The organism is Armatimonadota bacterium (assembly GCA_029907255.1).
Classification (GTDB): Bacteria; Armatimonadota; UBA5829; order DTJY01; family DTJY01; genus JAIMAU01.
Window position 1 is genome coordinate 249,597 of the sequence record JARYMF010000001.1, and the last position, 19,439, is coordinate 269,035.

Annotated in this window: 13 protein-coding genes; 3 read left to right on the top strand and 10 right to left on the bottom strand. The window is 45.6% G+C overall.

Features of this window, described 5'->3' with window-relative positions; all coding sequences use genetic code 11:
* Positions 1-12: 12 nt before the first annotated feature.
* Positions 13-987 (top strand): glycosyltransferase family 2 protein, encoded by a 975-nt coding sequence (locus QHH26_01000; protein MDH7480535.1) that lies wholly within the window; start codon positions 13-15, stop codon positions 985-987.
* Positions 984-2,150 (top strand): glycosyltransferase family 4 protein, encoded by a 1,167-nt coding sequence (locus QHH26_01005; GenBank protein ID MDH7480536.1) that lies wholly within the window; start codon positions 984-986, stop codon positions 2,148-2,150. Before QHH26_01000 ends, QHH26_01005 begins: the two co-directional genes overlap by 4 nt.
* A gap of 45 nt (positions 2,151-2,195) precedes the next feature.
* On the opposite strand, the gene QHH26_01010 is transcribed toward QHH26_01005, so the two are convergent.
* From QHH26_01010 to QHH26_01055, 10 genes are all read right to left on the bottom strand, one after another.
* Positions 2,196-3,317: an SLBB domain-containing protein gene (locus QHH26_01010; protein ID MDH7480537.1), complete on the bottom strand. Its 1,122-nt coding sequence runs from the start codon at positions 3,315-3,317 to the stop codon at positions 2,196-2,198.
* A 78-nt stretch (positions 3,318-3,395) separates the two neighbouring features.
* Entirely contained in the window at positions 3,396-4,595 is a 1,200-nt protein-coding gene (locus QHH26_01015; protein ID MDH7480538.1) for a hypothetical protein, read from the bottom strand.
* 240 nt (positions 4,596-4,835) lie between these two features.
* Positions 4,836-8,654, bottom strand: a complete 3,819-nt coding sequence (locus QHH26_01020; protein MDH7480539.1) for a fibronectin type III domain-containing protein — start codon at positions 8,652-8,654, stop codon at positions 4,836-4,838.
* Between the two features lie 104 nt (positions 8,655-8,758).
* Positions 8,759-9,856 carry a glycosyltransferase family 4 protein gene (locus QHH26_01025; GenBank protein MDH7480540.1) on the bottom strand — a complete coding sequence of 366 codons (1,098 nt, stop codon included), beginning with the start codon at positions 9,854-9,856 and terminating at the stop codon, positions 8,759-8,761.
* Positions 9,846-11,063 (bottom strand): glycosyltransferase family 4 protein, encoded by a 1,218-nt coding sequence (locus tag QHH26_01030; protein MDH7480541.1) that lies wholly within the window; start codon positions 11,061-11,063, stop codon positions 9,846-9,848. The genes QHH26_01025 and QHH26_01030 overlap by 11 nt, the downstream gene beginning before the upstream one ends.
* A 13-nt stretch (positions 11,064-11,076) precedes the next feature.
* The gene (locus QHH26_01035; protein MDH7480542.1) at positions 11,077-12,210 is read right to left on the bottom strand and encodes a glycosyltransferase family 4 protein; all 1,134 of its coding nucleotides are present in this window, start codon (positions 12,208-12,210) and stop codon (positions 11,077-11,079) included.
* Positions 12,207-13,358, bottom strand: a complete 1,152-nt coding sequence (locus QHH26_01040; protein ID MDH7480543.1) for a glycosyltransferase — start codon at positions 13,356-13,358, stop codon at positions 12,207-12,209. The genes QHH26_01035 and QHH26_01040 overlap by 4 nt, the downstream gene beginning before the upstream one ends.
* A 71-nt stretch (positions 13,359-13,429) precedes the next feature.
* Positions 13,430-14,533, bottom strand: coding sequence for a glycosyltransferase (locus tag QHH26_01045; GenBank protein MDH7480544.1), 1,104 nt, complete (start codon positions 14,531-14,533; stop codon positions 13,430-13,432).
* Positions 14,530-15,921 carry a putative O-glycosylation ligase, exosortase A system-associated gene (locus QHH26_01050; protein ID MDH7480545.1) on the bottom strand — a complete coding sequence of 464 codons (1,392 nt, stop codon included), beginning with the start codon at positions 15,919-15,921 and terminating at the stop codon, positions 14,530-14,532. Before QHH26_01050 ends, QHH26_01045 begins: the two co-directional genes overlap by 4 nt.
* A gap of 35 nt (positions 15,922-15,956) precedes the next feature.
* Positions 15,957-18,140, bottom strand: a complete 2,184-nt coding sequence (locus QHH26_01055) for a polysaccharide biosynthesis tyrosine autokinase (GenBank protein MDH7480546.1) — start codon at positions 18,138-18,140, stop codon at positions 15,957-15,959.
* A 420-nt stretch (positions 18,141-18,560) separates the two neighbouring features.
* On the opposite strand from QHH26_01055, the gene QHH26_01060 reads away from it, so the two are divergent.
* Positions 18,561-19,436: an MTAP family purine nucleoside phosphorylase gene (locus QHH26_01060; protein MDH7480547.1), complete on the top strand. Its 876-nt coding sequence runs from the start codon at positions 18,561-18,563 to the stop codon at positions 19,434-19,436.
* Positions 19,437-19,439 lie beyond the last annotated feature (3 nt).

Here is a 19,439-nt window from a genome sequence, read left to right on the forward strand (position 1 = left end):
CTTGGGTTTATTATGATTACTATTGCAATTTGTACATACAACCGGGGTGATATGTTGAAGGATGCTCTTGACAGCTTTTTTAAACAGGAGCATCTAGAAAGCATACCATACGAATTGCTACTGGTTGATAATGGCTCCACCGATGACACGCCGGAAGTAGCTAAATTTTTTTCAAGTCGCCCAGGTGTTCGATATGTTTTTGAAGAGCGTCAGGGGCTTTCCAATGCCAGAAATCGGGCTATTTTGGAAGCCAAGGGGGAAATCATAGCATATGCAGATGATGATGTATTGTTTTCCCCCTACTGGTTGAAAGAATTGTGGGAAGGGGCAAATCGTTGGGCGAATGCGTCAATTTTTGGGGGCAAAGCAGTGGCGCATTGGGATTTTCCGAAACCTCGGTGGTTTGTTGATCATGGGCCCTACACAATGCGTGGAATGATTTCACATTTTGAACCAGACCTCCCCGAAGGGCCAATGTCGCTATGTCCATTTGGATGCAACATGGCTTTTCGCACAGAAGTCCTGAGCAAAACCCCGGGTTTTCCAACTGAGATGGGCCGAAATGGGGATTCAATCGTTTGCGGCGAAGAAACGGTTTTAGTTCAAAGGCTTCAAAAAGAAGGCCACATAGTTGTATATCTTCCGAAAGCTTTGTTGTACCACAGGGTCCACGGCAACCGTGCGAGCAAGAAGTATTATGTAAATTGGGCAAAAATATACCGCTCAAGTATTCGCCTTTGGAATCCTCAGGAATATTCTCGTAATTCCGAGCCATTCTGGAGATTGTTGAGACGTAATTGCTGGGTAGGAAAGAATATTATTAAGCACTTTGCAGAATGGCTTTGGTTAGGTTTGACTTTTCGCTGGTCAGCAATGTTTTCGAGGTGGTTGGCAATAGTTGGATTGATGGAGCATCTCAGGCTGGAGTTTGCATCCGGTGAGAGCCTACTTGCAAGTTTAACAAAGGACGTGGATGCACGGCAATGAAAATAATGTACGTCGCAACTCAGCGTCCATGGCCTCTAACTGTCGGTTCGAGAATAAGAAGCTACCACGTAATCAAAGGTCTTGCACGTAACCACGATGTAACCATTGCCCTTGTAACGGATAACCCAGCCGAAGGCGAAGAGCCTGAGTCTGACCAATGGCCTAAATGTCGCTTGCGAATGCTTAATCGCAAAGCGACAACCTTCAGTCGGTCCTTATTGAGCAGACTGTGGACAAGATATCGAATGGTGATGCATCCTGCACATAAGGATGTTTTCAGGGAATCGCTGCTCAAGCTTATAGACAAAGTTCAGCCTGATGTTACCTGGTATTATCAAGCGACGCCGCTGTGGATGGCCGGTTGTGTTAATGATATTCCGCGCGTCTATGATATGGATGACTTCGAGTCCCGCAAGTATTCTCAGTTAGCTCGGCATAGCCAGCTTTGGATGCGATTTGTGATAACCTTGGACACTATACCTTTTGCAAGAGATGAATGGGCGATGCTCAGGCGCGCAAATGTTGTGTTGGTGTCTAACCCTAATGATTTGTCTGTTCTCGATGGGAAGGCAAAGTCCTCGGTTATTGTCTTGCCAAATGGATTCGATTTTAAAGCTCCAAATATTCGCTACCGCCAAGAGAAGCGTATACTCTTCTTTGGGTGTATGACCTACGGTCCTTGTGCCGATGGTATTGCTTGGTTTTGCGACTCCGTCTGGCCTAAGATTATAAAAATGGATGCCGATACTCGATTGGATATTGTTGGGAGCTATCCAGATGAGCTGGCTAGACTTAGCAAAGTGCAAGGCGTTACAATGCATGGTTTTGTAGAGAATCTAGAGCCATTTATCCAAAAGTCAGCGTTTCTCGTTGTTCCTTTGCGGATTGCTGGCGGCACTAGAATCAAGATACTTGAAGCATGGGCAAAGGGGCTGCCGGTTGTCTCAACTTCAATTGGTTGTGAAGGTCTTGGCGCTAAAGACGGCGTCCATCTTCTCATTGGAGACACACCTGAAATGCTTGCTGAAAGATGCGTGGAGTTACTCCGGTCGCCTGAGTTGGGGCAAAAGCTTGCACAGGAGTCTTTCGATTACGGGAAACAGACCTTTGATTGGGAACAACTATATCCGATACTTGAAAGAGCCTTATCACTTGCAAATTAGCACTGCGCTTAGTGTTTGCCTCTTGGTGATGTGGCGCTTATGTTTTTAGCGCACCAGAATCCAGCCTAGACTTCCCAGAACACTTAAAATCTGCAGGAAATCAGGGGAGGTTCGCCTAGTTGGAATAATGATGCTGTCACCGGGTTGGATGACAACAACTGGGCTTTGGCCCTTTCTTATTTTGTCAAGGTTAACCTTTTCTGACCTGACGATGCCGCCCGACGTATGTACAACTTCAATTTGATCAATTTTGGCGTCTTTAGTCAGTCCTCCGGCTTCTGCTGTTGCCTCTTCAATCGTCATTCTACCTTTTAGCGAATAACGCCCGGGATTTTTGACGCCGCCCTGTATGACAAAATATGCGTCATCAAGTTTTGGAACAAAGATCGTATCGCCTGCACTGACAGTTAAGTCAGCGGTTGGATCTCCAGCCATTGCTCGTTCATAATCTATGGGGATTGCTTCCTGGCTTGCGTCGTGCTTAAGAGTTATCTTTGAGGTATCTGCATCCGGAGTGACGCCCCCAGCTGCAGCAATCGCTTCTCGAATTGTCATCCCAGGCTTCAGGGCCGTTGTGCCTGCTTTGTTCACCGCACCCAGGACAAGTACTGCGTCGGCTAAGTTCTGACGTGGCACAATTATCGTGTCTCCATCTTCAAGAAGTATGTTTGGTGTAAGGTCTTTGCCAGAAAGGAAGAGCGTAAGATCGGTGTTTATTATCTGTGATTTTCTTTGGATGGTTATATTTGAAAGGTCTGCGGTATTTAGATATTCAGCTCCTGCCAGAGCTTCCATAAGTCTTGCATTTGGCTCAAGCATTAGCACACCGCGCTTTTGTACCTCGCCAGCGACAAATACGCGTTTCTTTCCAACAGCGATTAGCTCCACCGAAACTTCCGGTTGGACGATGTACTCTTTAAGAGCATTTCGAATTGCTTCGGCTGCTTCGGCGCAGGTCATCCCCTCGAGTTTAATTCTATCTATAAGCGCAAGCGAGATGTATCCATCGTCGCCAATGACGGTCTCTTTCGTAACTTCTGGCTCGTCCAAGACGTTTATCCTAATATGGTCACCTCGCCCAAGCTTGTGTTCATTTTGTGTCTCTGCGGCGAATGAGCATGTACAAAGGAGAACGATGAGTGTCAGACATAAGATATTTTTCAGCATGGCAGACCTCCTGCGCAAAGAGCTGACAAATTAGTATTCCCTTGGGAGTTGGCGGCAAAACATGCTTGGTTCGTGTTCTTATGGGCGTTTGTTGCTCAACCTTTTGCCAAGCCGCAGCTTTTTGGTTGATTTTATACAAAGAGATGACCAAAGCAAGTCAAGCTTTTCATGAGTGCCAGCTGCGAGCTCTTGTTTTAGAATAAAAGCACTTGCTATGGCTAGTGTAAAGCCAATAGCATGGAATATCGCAACAGGATATTTCAGTCGAAAGTAGAAATCTTCCCAACTGATAATTTCATTTGCAATTTTTGGAAGAAAAGAAGTTGGCAGTGCTAGCGGAATGCCTGTAAGAACGAATATTAAGAGTATAAGAGCCAATCCACGACACCGATGCCATAATCCTTCAAAATAATAAGCCCAACATAGTGCTCCAATCGGCAGCATAATGGCAAACATCCGTATGGTGTCTGTAGCTAACGTGCTTGTAAGTAAAGCACCGAGTAACAGGCAAGCAAAGGATGTACTGATGGCGGGAAAAGCGTTTCTATTGCACATGGCTAGTCCCAAGAACATTGGTATCCAGAGCACCCCGAATGTCAAATATATCTGTACGAAGTAAGTCAAATTTGATGGGAATACAAAACTCTGATGGCTACCATCGTCAATTATAAGTAATCTTGGCGTTATAAAAGCAGCGAAGGAAATAAAAACAATAACAATAAAAGTTCGCCATTGTTTGGTAATGAGAAACGCGGGTACGAGAAAAAGCGTGGTTTCTCGCGCTAGGACTCCTATTCCGGTTGTGATTGCGAAAAGTGTGGAATTTCCAACAAAGAGGGCATAAAGCATAATGGAAAGGCTCATTAGCCCAAAAGCATCTGTCAGGTATGGATTCGAGTACATATAAAGATGCCCAGTTGAGGCGAAAAGACAAAGAATGCTAGCTAGTTTAATTGGAAAAGCAAACCCAAGCCGAGTAAGGCTAAATAAACTCGAAAAATATAATGTGCCAAGACATAAGTAAGTAATTAATCTAAGCGCTAGGTCTGGAGGCATCGGCAGAAGTGAGGCTAGATATGGCACGAGAACTCTGTACGAAAACGGAGGCGAAGACATTGACCCACTTGCCATAGATATATATTGAAGCGCATCAGGCGTCAAGCGTGTCCAGGGAGATAATCCATCAGGTTTCCGCTGGATGACAATAGAATGACCAATGGCGATGAGTACTACGCTGAGGGTTATAATTAAAAGTAATTTACGTGGGAATCTGTTCAAAATTGCTCACCGCAACAGGTTTTTTTCGATAGACTCTGCTAGCTTTCTTAATGACTTTATAACCTAATTTACGTTGCTTTAACCCTTTTATGGAGCGCATGCTGTGGAAAGTTAATTTTGGCGGATGTTGGTTCCAGTGGGAAATTTAAAATTAGGGGTGCCATGAGAATTAACGATTATTGAAATTCCCTATGGCACCCCTTTATTAACGTATCAACTTAGCTGGACTCAACCTGCATGTTAGTATACAGTGTAGGTTGCAGTGTTATTAACTGCTCCCACCGATGGTATTTTGTTGCCAGCAAGGTCAGATACGTTGATGACCTTCAAGGTGTAAGTTCCTCGGAGGTGACGAGTTGTTTTCAATAGAACACTCATGCCATCTGCTTGAAGTTTAGCACTTTGGAACTTCACCTTAGCAGTAGTACTGTAGTTTGCGATAACATTCGCAGTCTCGGCTGTAACTGGCTCGTCAAAGTATACAATTATTGTATAGCGGTCTATTGCCTTAGCGGAGACTACCCTTGGCGGAATCGTGTCTTTTGCAAGGGGATTATCCAATTGATAGACAAGGCCTGGCACTTCATTGCCGGCTGTGTCGCAGATTCGAGCTGCGAATCCCCAGCCAGCTGTGAGGTTGTCGACCTTAATTAAAAGTCTGTTCCAGCCTTGTTTTAGCGTAATAGGAACTTTATCTTGGTCTTTGATAACGGGTCTCCAGGCGGCGTTCTCGTGGATAAGCGTGCCATTCAACCATACTTTCACGCCATCATCGGATCCAAGGCGAAGTTCGCACGCTTGCTTGGAAGGTGAATTGATGTATAGATGGGCATACGCCACGGAATAATCAGTTGGATACAGTATGGCGCTCAAATCAATGACATCAATAGGCGATTTGTACGCCCACCACGTCAAACCGTTGGAGATGTTGTTTGCTGATGGCGTAATTGTAGCCTCGCCAATATAGTCGGTTGATAATCCAGCACGATTTGTATTGTTAAACGGGCCAATTACCAGCCATTCTCGAATGTAGGGTGCCGGCCCGGTGGTAGTCATTGGCAGGGTAGCAAACGTGTAGTCTTGGCTTACTGCCTCATTACCCGATGCATCAGTTGAGCAGACACGGTAATGGTATAGTGTGTCTGGCGAGAGCGATGTTAGCCTCACAGTATGCTGTGTTACCAGCGTTGGGTCGGTTGTTTCATAACCATATGATGTTGACGTGCCGTATTCAACCGTTGAAGTTGCTGCTTCATTGGTCTGCCAGCTGATTACTGCATCAGTTGCCCCCGATTGAGCTGAGATTCCCGAAATTGTTGGCGGAGTAGTATCGGGTGGCGTTGGCGTGATAAACACTAGGTCTGCGCTAATCGCAAGGTTGCCCGATGCATCTGCAGATTTCACTCTGTAGTGGTATGTGGTGCCCGGCAATAATCCGGTTAATATAATTGAGTGTTGGGTTGCCAATGTTGTATCTGATACATTACTGCCATATGCGGCTGTTGGGCCATACTCAACCACAGAAGTACTTGGCTCATCAGTCTCCCAGGTAATCGCAGCCTGGTTGAAAGATGTTATGGTTGCAGACACGGCAGATATTACTGGTGGCGTTGTATCTGGTGGAGGGCTCTGCGGATTGTCAAGCGCATACTCTAGTCCGGGTATTTCTTTTCCACTCGAATCACATATGCGTGCATAAAAGCCCCAGCCTCCCGCAACTTGGTCTACCTTTATTAGCATCTTGTTCCAACCAGCTTGAAGGCTAATTGAAACCTTGTCTTGGTCTTTTACTGCAGGGCGGTACGCGAAGTTATCATGTACCAGGGTGCCGTTTATCCACACCTTGATGCCGTCATCCGAGCCTAGCCACAGCTGGCAGTTCTGAGCCGATGGAGATTTCACGTAAATGTGTGCGTAAGCAACGGTGTCGACGTTCGGATTGAAGATGGATGCAAAGTCAATGAGATCGCTTGTAGATTGATGTGGAGTCCATGTCAACCCGCCGGCTACGTCTCCGGATGTTGGTGAAACATCCGTTTCACCAATTAAATTTAGATTATACCCATCTCTATTCGTATTATTAAACGGCCCCAATACTAGCCATGATCTAATAAATGGCGCAGTCGCTGTTACATCTGCTGAAGTAGTAAACGTATAATCGGCACTGACTGCGTTGTTTCCTGCTGAGTCTCTGGATTGTACACGGTAATGATAGGTTGTCGAAGGCTGAAGACCTGTTAGCGTAATGCTATGAGAAGTAGATAGGACTGTTTCGTTGGAAACAGTGGTGCCGTAAGAAGTTGTCGTACCATATTCCACCACTGAGGTGGCGTTTTCATTGGTTGTCCAAGTTACGGTTGCGCTGTTTGGACCTATGTTAGTGACTGATACACCTGAAATGACAGGTGGCGTAGTATCAGTTTGAGGTTGACTAGCTGTATCTGCAGGGAAAAGTATGGCACTCTCCACGTTTCGAAGACCTATTGATGTGATTGCTTCTGAGAGAGTTCCATCGGCTCGCAGGCTGTAGTAGCGATTTGATGTTCCTCCATCAGAGGTAGTATATGATGGAAGCGTAAATGTCACTCTTGATGCGTCGCCGAAATTGCTTTGCCCTGCAGGGTTCATTGGGCGACAAAGAATGAGAGCCTTTGTATATTGTCTCTTGTAAATGACGTAGGATTGGCCGACTGGGTCTGTGCCGCTCTTCCAGACTGAGTAAGGTTCAGTTGGAGTGCCTACATCCTTTTCCATTGCTGCAAACCACTGAACCGGTGTATATCCAAAGCCGTATATTCCAAAGTAGATATAAGGTTCCTGCGCGATATAATGATGAGCCAAGAAGTGAATTTGCTCGCGCGCTCGGTCAGAGTAGCTAAAGAAGTAGCCGGTGAAGCAGTAGACACCTTTTGCATTTCGTGTGCGCCACTGTTCCCACTTTGATGGGCCTTGAGCTCCAGTGAAGCTGATGGTATTTTCCTCGTACACCGCGCCGCCAGCGTCTCCGGCTTCAGGGAATAAACCGCATGTATTTGGGCATATTAATTTGTTGCCAATTCCAGCCTTAACGTAAGCTATCAAGTTGATGGTGTGTTGCTTGTATATTGCAGGGTCTCTATTTGGATATTCGAGAACGCGGTCCTGACCATCAACAACGGTTGGCCAATCATAGTAGGGCAGGGTAGAATCCACGAAGATGCCGTCCCAACGGGTATCGGCGCCTGGGTCCCAGCTTGTGTTGCCCTCGACTATCAGTTGTTGTACATCATATCTTCGATATGCCCAATAGTCTTGAGATGAGTAGTTTTGCACCCACGCATCGGGGTATGAAGCATCTCCCCATGCATGGACCCTGACGCGCGCCTCGGCTCGTGTCCTGGCGGTCGCTTTGTGGTCTGCCGAGTTTACATGTGATAGACCATATCGCCCAGATGCCGGAGTTCCTGAAACATTAATCTGAGTGGCAGTGTTGCTTATTATAGTGAACTGGTTTCCTAAGCGGTCAACGAGAATATGGCCTGCCCATTCATTGGGAGTCCAGTTTTTTGTTGTATCTTGTAGATAGCCATTTCCTACTGCAGTGGCTGTCCCATAATCACTCTTGTAGTCTCGAATGTCATCGCGGTTGGCGTCATTGGCTGGATTCCAGCCAGGAATTACCTTTTTGCCAGTTGATAAAGAAACAGTGACGTCATTTGCATAATGGCACCAAAAGTCTTCCGCATTCTTACCATTATTCCGTGCCCAAGTTTCTTGCTTTTGGCGCTCAAATGCAGCCCATTCATTGACATATGTATCGCGCCAAATTTGGTACTTCAAGCATAGTTTCCCTGGGCGCTCGGTTTTTACCTTATTAAATCGTTCTGGACTAAGTGCCGAGTCAAAGTGTTGAGCATCCAGCACAGCAACCGCATCTGTTGGCTGGAGGTATTCAATTGCATTTGTATTAATCCAAGGATAATCTGATGTTTTGACAGGTGCAGTCACGCATTCTACAGCGCAAGCGATGAGAATGATAACAAACGCCAATTTTAATACGTGTACCTTACTGTGCCCCAAAGTTCATAAAACCCCTTTCTTTTCGTTGGCCTATTGGCCGATTGTTAATTTTTTGAATGTTTTTCGAATAGAAATGAATTTTTGTTTCTGATTTGCAAACGTCTTTATAGCATTGCTTCTACCTCCTCCACTATATGTTTAGCAGTTTGTTCCCATGTAAAAAGCTTACTGACCCTTTCTCTACCGCGCTCACCCATCGTGGTGAGAAGCTCACGTGAGCCAAGTAGTTTCAGGATTGCCTCCGCAAGGGCCTTCTGATCTCCAGGCGGTACAACAAATCCTGTTCGTCCGTTTTCTATAATCTCGGGCATCGCATCGCAGGTAGTGCCAATACATGGGAGCTTGGAAGCCATGGCTTCCAAGAAGACAAAACCGAACGGTTCACAAATGCTAGGCATTACAAACAGAGAGGCTTTATGGTAAAGATCTATTAATTGCTTTCTGTCAGTAATCTGGCCCAAGCATTTTACCCCAGGTTGTTCGTTAATTTGTGGGCCGACTATGATGAGTTGGGCATCTGGACGCTCTTCTCGCACAAGCGTAAAGGCATCAAGCAACGTCGGACCACCCTTTCGCACAAAGTCATAACCGACAAACAAGATTGTTCTGCAGTCATAGCCATCAGTGCGCTCTTGGATAGACGAGAAGTTAATGCCTGCTCTCACAGTTCTTGTTTTCGATTCAGACACCCCATAATCGACGATGATGGACTTTCGAGTATAGTCACTTAGGGTAAGAACCCTTCCAGCTTGCTGATAGAGTTTTGTCTCAAGTTCATACCAACGATTAGCAGATTTTATGTTCTTGAAATCCGCCCATGGGGGATACTCCCTCGAAGCAAGTGCTGTAGTGAAGTCATTGTATGTTGCATAAGGGATATCAGTGCGGCCTGGCGAGAAAAGCCCGCCGATTTGCAGTATTGCATCAGGCTTTTTTGGAAGTTTCGAAATTCCCTGAGCTGCTAGTCGGCTGCGGGCTTTGAAAACTTGATAGCTTTTGAATGCTTGGTTCAAAGCCCGCGAATAACGACGCTTCCACACGGCTAGTCGTGGATGGAATGTTTTCAGCTTGAGCGTTAAGTCAGTAAGCTTAGGAAACGGTACATCCACAACATCCAAATCAACGCGACGCGATAGTTCGCGTATGAGATGCGGATTTGCTCCCGAATATGCAATATTTAATAAGCAAAGTCTAAGCCGCATGTTGAAACAACTCCGGGCGCGAAGTTTTTAGCAAATCATTCCAAACACTTTCAATGCGTTCTGCCGACGCCTTCCAACTGTACTGTTCAGCGACAAACTTTCTTGCTTCTTGCATTTTTTCTTTTGGAGTTGGCGATTTCAACAAATGAATTACTCGTTCGGCGAATGCCCTAGGGTTATCTTCTATTGCCACCCAAGGCTCGATGCCTTTTAGTCCTTCAGCACCCACGGTTGTAGAGACTACAGGTGTGCACGTGGCAAGCGCCTCTAAGATTTTTAACCTGCTACCTCCTCCGATTCGAAGAGGGACAACGCATACGGAGGCGCGGCATAGATTGGGCCGCACATCTTTGACGGTGCCGGTTACTTCGATACTTTTATCCAGCGCGGCTACTTTAAGAATGCTCTTTGGTGGCTTCCGGCCAACAATTGAGAATGTCACTTTGGGTACTTTGGCTTTCACGATTGGCCAGATTTCGTGCAAGAAATAAAGTACGGCATCTTGGTTTGGCCGCCAGTCCATTGCTCCAACGTAAGCGATGTTTGAAGGGTCTCGCTCGGAGAGTCCTGGTTGGAAATATTCGGTGTCTACTCCATTAGGCACCACCACCGAGCCGAGTCTATACCAATCTACCATTAATCGCCGGTCATCATTGGAAACAACCAAAACCCTGGCAAAATATCGGTATGTCTCCGATTCGTACTTAAACATCTTTCGATATTGGTTAAACATAAAAAACCGTTTTAACGGATTAACCGATGTTTCAGCGTATCTCAGCCAGATTTGAGCTTCGACGTTTTGCGTGCCAACGCAATCAGGACTGCCTGCTGCTTGTAGAGCTGTTCGTGCTAATGGCGTTGACTCACAGTGGATTATGTCATACGTTTCGCGGCTTAGATGGTCGCGAATTGCTTTTGCTAAAAGATCAGATGTGTATTTCCTTACTGTTAATGGGTCGCTACAGAACGGTGCGGATAGGAGATTGAAACAAAAAGAAGCCATTGTATTGTTATTAGGTTCTGGGACTGTTATCAATTTTCGACAAATCGACTGTATGAACGCTTGCGGAGGAGTTTCCTCCGGCTCGAAAGTTACTAATGTAATCCAGTGCTTCTCCGAAAGCCGTCGAAGCAGGTTATATGTTCGCAGTTTTCCGCCGTTATCGAGTGGAAACGGCATTCGTGTTGTTATCACTAAGATTTTCATTTTAGTAAATAAATCACGCAGCAAGCAGTTCTTCTGTTACTGAATCTCCAATGCAAGAAAGATAAACTTCCTCTAGTAGAGGCACGTTTCTTTTAAATGAAAATTTTTCCTCGATGAGTTGCCTTCCATGTGCGCCCATTGCCACTGCGACTTCAGCATGTGTGAGAATGTCTATAATGGCGCTGGCTATTTCCATGGGTTGCTTGGAGCGAACAAGCAACCCATTGTATCCTGGAATCACTACCTCGCCGACGCCTCCAACGTTGGATGCGATGACTGGCTTGCCAATCGCGCACGCTTCCAAGAGTGCAATGGGTAGGCCTTCGGTAAGTGAGGGAAGAACAAAAACATCGCATTCCCTTAGGTAGTCAAGCGGTCTGCTAGTATGACCTATGAACCTGACTGACGATTCAATACCCAAGGCCTGTGCTTGCCTCAACAACTTAGGCATTTCTGGGCCGTCGCCTACTAATACAAGCTGGGCATTTTTCAAGTGCTCCACGACATAACGCCAAGCATTCAAAAGAAAGCGATGTCCTTTCTCGACGCTTAGCCTTCCAACGCTACAAACTATATGACTCTTCGACTTCCCACCGCCGTTTGAAGCTACAGGTAATATCTCTTCGGGATCGATGGAATTGTATACTCGGTTGAGCTTTCTATCGGATAATCCATATCGACGCAGTCGAGTTCTGAGTGCATCCGAGACGCAAACAATTTTGTGCATTGCTCTTAGGACAATCCGGTCAAGAAACTCGTATAAACGCACCTTATTAGTATTGCCAGCATATCCATGCACGGTTGCCCCTAGCGGAATGTTGAGGCCTCTAGTAGCAAGGAAAGCATAAACGTTTGCCCTATAGTCTTGCGGGCAAAGCATATCTATCTTGTGTTCTTCTATTATTTGCTTCAGCGCGTACACGCCTTTTTTGTCAAAAGCTCGTTCAGTCGGAATCAAGCAAGTTTTAAGCCCAAAGCTCGCGGCAACTTCAAGTAAGGGGTTTTTCCAGCCCAACATATCGCTAAATGTACAGATTATTGGACAAAACAGCTTAGGGTTAAGCCGTCGAGCAAATCCAACAATCTGGCGCTCTGGGCCTCCATAAGATTTCGTACTTCGAATCATCAGAAGCCGCACGGCGCTCATGTTGATATTCCTTCAAGCGGGCGCTTTGATGGCTGCCAAACTGATATGCGCTCACCACGGGCATATTTCCAACATGCTACAAGAGCGGAGAAATGCGTGTGTATCAAGAAGTATGGGATGCGAACAATTGCTAATTTGGCAGCGAGTCCCTCAGATATGGCGCCAAGAAATGCCAAAGTGTAAAAAATGAGTTGAATCCCTAATGCAACCTTGTACAAATCAGATATTCCATAAATGAACGCATTCGCGCTCAGCAAAGATACCAGAAATACTGCGCCACTCCAGCGCAGAATTTTGTGACTCAAAAGCTCGAGAGAAAAAAGTCCAGAGCGAATTGGGTTCAGCAGGGGAAGCATGTAGGGCAGGCAAGCGACTCCAAGCAAAACAGTACGGAATTTTCTTTGAAATTCCTCACGCTGGGTGCGAACTGCGCCTATGTTGGCATGGGCAAGGGGGTCGCTTATTGTCCTGTACCCCCGCTTGACCGTCTCAAGAACAGAGAGTAGGTCTGTTGCAGCATGAGGTATGAATATTGGGCAAAGTTCCCTGCGAATTGCATAAAATGAACCGCACACACACGTGCAAGAGCCAATCCTGCTTTCTAGCCGTCTTAGCCACATCAAATACTTCATGTATGTACCTTCGCTCGCACCGCTTCCTTGTGCGAGAACGTGATTCTCAGCAGAGACACATCCAACCGTTGGGTCTGCAAAATTTGATACAAGCTCTTCTAGACAATTTGGCTCAGCTAGTGCGCCAATATCCGTAAATACTAGTATCTCACCCTTTGCAAACCGAACTGCATGATTTAGGGCTATTGATTTACCCACCCATTCGTTTATCACTAGACATCGCACGCCAGCTGCTTCAAACTCTGAAGCAATCTCTGCAGTGCGATCCGTAGAGCCGTCTGATACTAGGATGATCTCTAACCGGTCTTTAGGATAATGCAATGATAGGGTATTTGCAAGTTTCAATCTAACGCCTGCTTGCTCATTATGAGCAGCTATTATGATGCTTAATTTTGGATGTATTCGCTTGCGATATACAGGTTTTCTGCGAAAACAGCCTATAATCATCAGCGAAAATGGGTAGCCGACGTAGGTGTAGAAAAGCAATGCAAAACTGATCCAGAAAATCGCTTCCATATTTTCCTACCTCTTTTGTCTGGAACGTTAAAAATACCACCCGTCGAGCCCCCAGCTTCATTTGATATGCTTTATTGTTGTACCCTGCCAAACTTTAAATAAAGGCTGTAATATGCATTTTTCATTGCTTCAAGGCTGAAGTTGTTTAAAATTTTTTTTCTGCCCTCGATTCCCATACTTTTAGCCAAGGTTGGGTTTTGGAGAATAACTTCAATTTTTTCTGCAAGGCGATTATAATCGCCTGGCGGAACGAGAAACCCCGTGATGCCCTCTTCGATCAGTTCTGCAATTCCTCCCACATTGCTTGCGACGACTGGCAATCCTGCCGCCATAGCTTCAATAACGCTTACCGGGAGACCTTCAACTTTGCTTGCCAGCACGAATAAATCGAGAGATTTAAGTACGTTTGGAATATCTTCTCTGAATCCAAGAAAATGCACATTTCTGCTTACGCCTAAGTATTCTCTTAGCCTCATGAGTGCTTGTGCGGTTTTATCTACACCATCGCCAACCATCATAAAATGGGTCTTGGGAACTTTTTTTATCACCATTGCTGCTGCTCTAATTGCCACCTCATGGTCTTTTGCCGGCCGGAGGTTTGCCACCATACCCATTAGACGCGAGTCATCCGGAATGCAAAGTTCTTGTCGAAACTTATTCTTGGAATCTCCCATAAATTGTGAGACATCCACTCCGTTGTATATGCATATAATCTTGTTTGCTGGCACACCTGCGCTATTAAGCTTAAGTGCGACTGCTTTTGATACAGCCACAATTTGAGAGACGCATCGACTTAAAAGTGCATTGATGAGTTTTCGCTTCCATGTTTCCAACTCATACACTGTTGAATGAATGGTGAGAATTATTGGCGTGTGTGAAATTAAACTTGCCAATGTGGATGGTAAGTTTGCATCAAACATATGGCTGTGGATGATGTCCGGGCGGAAAGTTTTGATTACTTTTGCGATTTCGAATATCTGCCATTTTCTATCTTGTGTAGCCAACGGAAAAGCCTTAATATCTGATTCTTTGAGCTTTTGGAATAGGTAGGGGTCGCTGCCTGGACTCGCCACGGCAATATCTGAACCGTTTTCTTTAAGCGATTTAGCAAGCGAGAGTACTATTTGTTCTGCTCCGCCTGCGCCGGAGGTGGGGACGACTTGAAGTATTCTCATACTGATTCACCTCCGGTTTTTGGTTGCCTTGAGTTTATTATGTTTGCCATGCTTACGGTAAGCGCGGCGAGATAATATGGATGAGAGTAAAGTAATGCAGATAGAAATGTAGCACTAGCCAGATACCCAGTCATGCCTAGCATAAATCCTGCAGCCATTCGGCGTTCCCAATTGGTAGGTGGCGCAACTGTGCGAGATAAGTATATTTTTAGGCAATCAAGGTACGTCAGACTTACTAGCAAGCCAAAGAATATACATCCTACGATTCCTAATTCCGCGATGCATTCAAAGTATATACTGTGGGGTGCACGCCAAATCCCGGGTGCGCCTGGAGGGCGATATATCCTTCCGTATGCTGTTTCGAAATTCCCTGGTCCAACGCCAAAGAACGGACGATCGTGAAACATTGCCCGTGCTGCTTTCCAAGCATAAAGGCGGTTTTGAGCCGATTCGTCCTGTTGGTAGTGAGAAATTGAGATAATACGTTCTTTGTAGGAATCAGGTGATACATACCAAGCTATAACTAAAAGCGCCGAAAGTGTTAAAAACGCGATTGTCCGTCGCTTCGCAAGCAAGCTCATTCCTAAGAGGACGCATAAGAGTCCTACAAATCCACCGCGCGAAAATGTTGAGATGATTCCTGCTATAAGAGCAACAAATGTAGCTCCAGCTATTGTCTTTTCAAGTGTTTTCTCGGAGGCTTGAAACAAAGAGCCTGCTATTGGGAGTATGACAAGCATTGCCATTGCAAGGTCGTTGCGGTCCCCCAGGAAGCCTTCTCCCGGCCCCGTTGCGAAGTCACCCGTCCGTTGATACATAAATACAGACCGGCTTGCAAGATAGAAGCCTAGCAAGACCATAACCCAAATGAACTGCTTTAAGCGGTGAGTAGTGGTTATCAAATTTGTCATAATTAGGAAGACTATCCAAATCTTCGCTGCGTCGATAGTTACTTGAAGCGCTTGGGATTTCCAAATCGCTGTGATTATTGATACCAGCATGGTTGATATAAAGCCCGCTAGCATCCAGCTTTGCTTGCTCCATACTATCTCTTGCGAGCGGTCTTTTGACTTTGCGATAACCAATCCAATCATTGTTAGTGCCGCTACAATAAGTGCAGGCCGCCAGCTAGCAATGCTTGGCATTACATCACCAGGGCGCATATATTCAACGAGTAGATAAAGTATCAATCCTGCGAAGGGAAAAGTTAGGGTAATCCATGCGCATGCAATTGCTGCCGATATTCGCATTAATGCTCCTGGGCGGGCAAATACAAGAAGAAGCCCCGCTAATGCCGAAACTAAACTGAGATTCACCAGGCTGCGAGAAGTTTTCAAAGGTTGTGTTTTTAATTCAGATATTGCTGGCGAACCGACAATGCTTTTCATCCTGCTACCTTTTAAGTAATGTCCTTGGTGCTATATCAAGCCTGTTTGTCTTCATCTTTTGGTATGATTGCCGTAGTATTTTTTGTGCCTTGACTGCCGCTAATGGCGAGCCTTGATTTTCCTTGGCTAGGAGACGAGTAATAATAATCATGAAAGCAAATACTATCTGTTAAATGTGGGGAAACTGCGTTTAGCACCACTCCGATGATATTAGCATTTGCTTTATTTAGTAAGTGTTTAAGTTGAAGCTCGTTGCCCCTCGGAGGTTGATTAGCACGAATTACAACTATTACTCCATCAACTAGTGAGGAAATGGTAATTGCGTCTGCGAAGACCATTGCGCTTGGAGAATCAAACAGTACAAAATCGCTCATAGCCTTAAGCTCGTCCATGATTTCGACAAATCTCTGTGACCTAAGTAATTTCCAAGGGTTATCTGGATTTGTTCCCGATGGAATAAGTTTCAAATTTGGAATGTGGGTTTGGTGCAGAGCTTCTGAAATTGGCATGCCATTAGACAATGCGTCACTCAGGCCAGGTTTGTTGGCGACCGTAAATACACGATGAAGCTGGGGCCGGCGGAAGTCTGCATCGACAAGTATCACTTGCTTGCCTGCTTGCGCAAGAGTAATCGCAAGATTGCAAATTGTTACAGTCCCGCCTTGATGAGGTTTTGCAGTGGCAATCATTATGCTTTTGATTCCATCTTGCTCTGCCGAAAGGAGTAAATCTGTTCCTAAGAACCGATAAGACTCCGCGTAAGGTGAAACGGGGTTTAAATCCGTAAGCCTAGGCGCATCAGTCGCCGAAACTGCGGGTTCAAGTGTTGGAATAACTCCTACAACTGGCAGGTCAATTAGCGAGCGTGCGTCTTCTACGGTACGGATGGATACATCCAGCTTTTCTGTTAATAGAGAGTAACCTGCGCCAATGGCGATGCCGAACAAAATCGAAGCGATAATAAGTTGAATTCGGTCAGGTCCCTTTCGAATTGGTCCGCTTGCCTTTTCAGCATGGTCAATTATTTGGATTGCACCGGTTTCAGTTGTAAGACTTTCGTCAATCCTTGCTTGATTCCAGCGGGCAAGAATCGAGCTGTAAGCTTCCTGTGCTGTCTTGCTTTCCAGTGCTCGTCTACTAAGTTCAACGTCAGTGCTAGGGTATTTTGAGAGTTGTTTTTCTCGCTCGCGAATAGCACGGTCTAAAGCGGCGACCCTAGCTTGTCCTGCTGCCTGCTTAGCCTCGAGATCTCTTTTCTGTGATTGGAGTGCTTCATATTCAGGATTTGCGGTGACTACAATTCTTTGCGTCATTTGGTTCGATGTGCGATTTAGTTCATCGCGCGCACGTGCTAAAGTTGTCTCAAGCTGAATAATCTTTGGATGTTTAGGAGTATAACGGCTTCTAAGAAGTGCTAGGTCTTTCTCCATTTGAGCGATTCGTGCTTTCAGGTCTGCAGTTGCGCTACCCTCAGAGGTCATTTCAACTGTGGTCTTAGAACTACTCATCTGAGCAATTTGTCTAGATACGGCCGCTAGGTTCCCAGTAACTTCCGACAGCTGTGCCATTGCAGAGTCTCGTTGTGATTTAAGATCTGCTAAGACTTTCAAATCAGCCTCAATTTGAGTGTTTAGATTCGCAATGCGAGCGTGCCCTCGAAAACTTCGCAGGCGTTCGTCTGCGAGATCAAGCTTGCGGCGTGCTTCCTGCAGTTGTTCTTCAAGGAACTTACGGTTTTCTGTGGCTTCTTTATGGCTGACTTTGTCGTAGAAATCACAGAAGCTTTCCGCCAGCGTATTGGCGACTATGACAGCCTTTTCGGGCTCATCCATTAGGACTTTTAGTTTAAGCAAATTTGTCTGTCGGCCATCTTGGTTATCAATAACTCGATTTACTGTAAGTTTGCTTTGAAGCTCAGATGGAGAAATTTTTAGGTTCAGCTTTTTGCAGGCAATGGCGCATATTGTGCGGCTTTGAGCCATTGCTGCCAAGGTTGATACACGTTCATCGCGTTGTTCATCACTTAAGGGGGCAATGGCGGTGCCAATTGTAGTAGGGTGCATCAATACTCTATCAGATGGCATCATGGTGGCGGTTGCTTCATAGTAAATAGGTAAAAGGGAGTATGCGAATAGAGCTACTCCAACCGTGATAGCGGTAGATAAAATGATAGCCCATTTGTGCTTCATTAGTATGCGGTAAACTGTCCAGATATCCATTGATTATTCCTCCACTGCTGGAAAGAAACCATAATGAGGGAAACGATCGCTTGGCAAGCGCACATTAGTGCTGACTGCTTCAGTCGTATGTGGTATAATTGAAATTGCTGGCGACCGATGACCGTACTCATGGGCATTTGTCGTTAGCAGGGCTGATGAGTGGGCGGACTCGTCAGCCCATTAAACGTTTAAATTAGTTTCTTTGCTCGTGTGTATTTAGAGTGTTTTTACCCATTGGGATATGCTATAAACTACTTTTTTAATTTGCAGATAATTCATTTTAACTATTGTTGCTGGAGCGCTGTCTATGTAGCTCGTTTATTATTGCTTGATGTGCTTATGATCGCTTGGGGCTGTTCAAAGCGTTGTGATGGTCTTTTGTCGTTGTTTTTCTAAAACACTCGGTGGGAGAGGGGTTGCATGGAGGAAATACTTGCTGTTATAGGTGGAAGCCAGGCATATACTTTAATTAAAACTGGCCGCATCTTTGGTGAGAAGCTTGGCCCTGTTCGAACGCCTTTTGGAGATTCTCAACCAATATATAAAATCTTGGCTGGAGACGCCTATTACCTGTTTCTATCAAGACATGGTGAGGAGGGCTATCGCATCTCGGCGTCGTTTGTTAATTATTGTGCGAACATATGGGCTTTGAAGGAGTTGGGAGCCACTAGGGTTATAGCATGGTCGGGCCCTGGGGCAATAAATACGAACTTGAGATTGGGGCAGTTTGTACTCCCCGATGATGTTATTGATGAAACAAAGCGGCGCACCTATACATTTTTTGAGGGAATGGGAGTAGGTTTTGTGCGGCAGAATCCTGTATTTTGTCCAAATTTGCAAAACATAGCTCTCAAAGCAATGGTTAAACTAGGGCTTGATGTTCGCCTTGGCGGTACGTATGTCTGCACAGAGGGACCTCGATTGGAGACTCCAGCTGAAATCAAGAAGTTCAAGGTTTTTGGCGCTGATATGGTGGGAATGACCCTTGTGCCCGAAGTCTTTTTAGCCAAAGAACTCGAGATGTGCTACGCACCCATTTGCTATATAACAAACTACGCAGAAGGGGTTAGAGAAGCAAAGTTTTCGCCTGGTGAACTGTTTGAAGGATTGATCTCGGAGGAGGAGAAAAGCTTAGTTGAAAGTGCAGTTGACAAGTTTCCTGAGATCATTTCTGCAATAGCCGGCATATTGGCAGGGGAAGAACGCAGTTGCGGCTGTGCGCACCTTATGGATCGCTATAAGCAACGTGGTGATTTAGGTCCTGATTGGCATACGTGGGTTAAGCAGCCGAAGTAACAC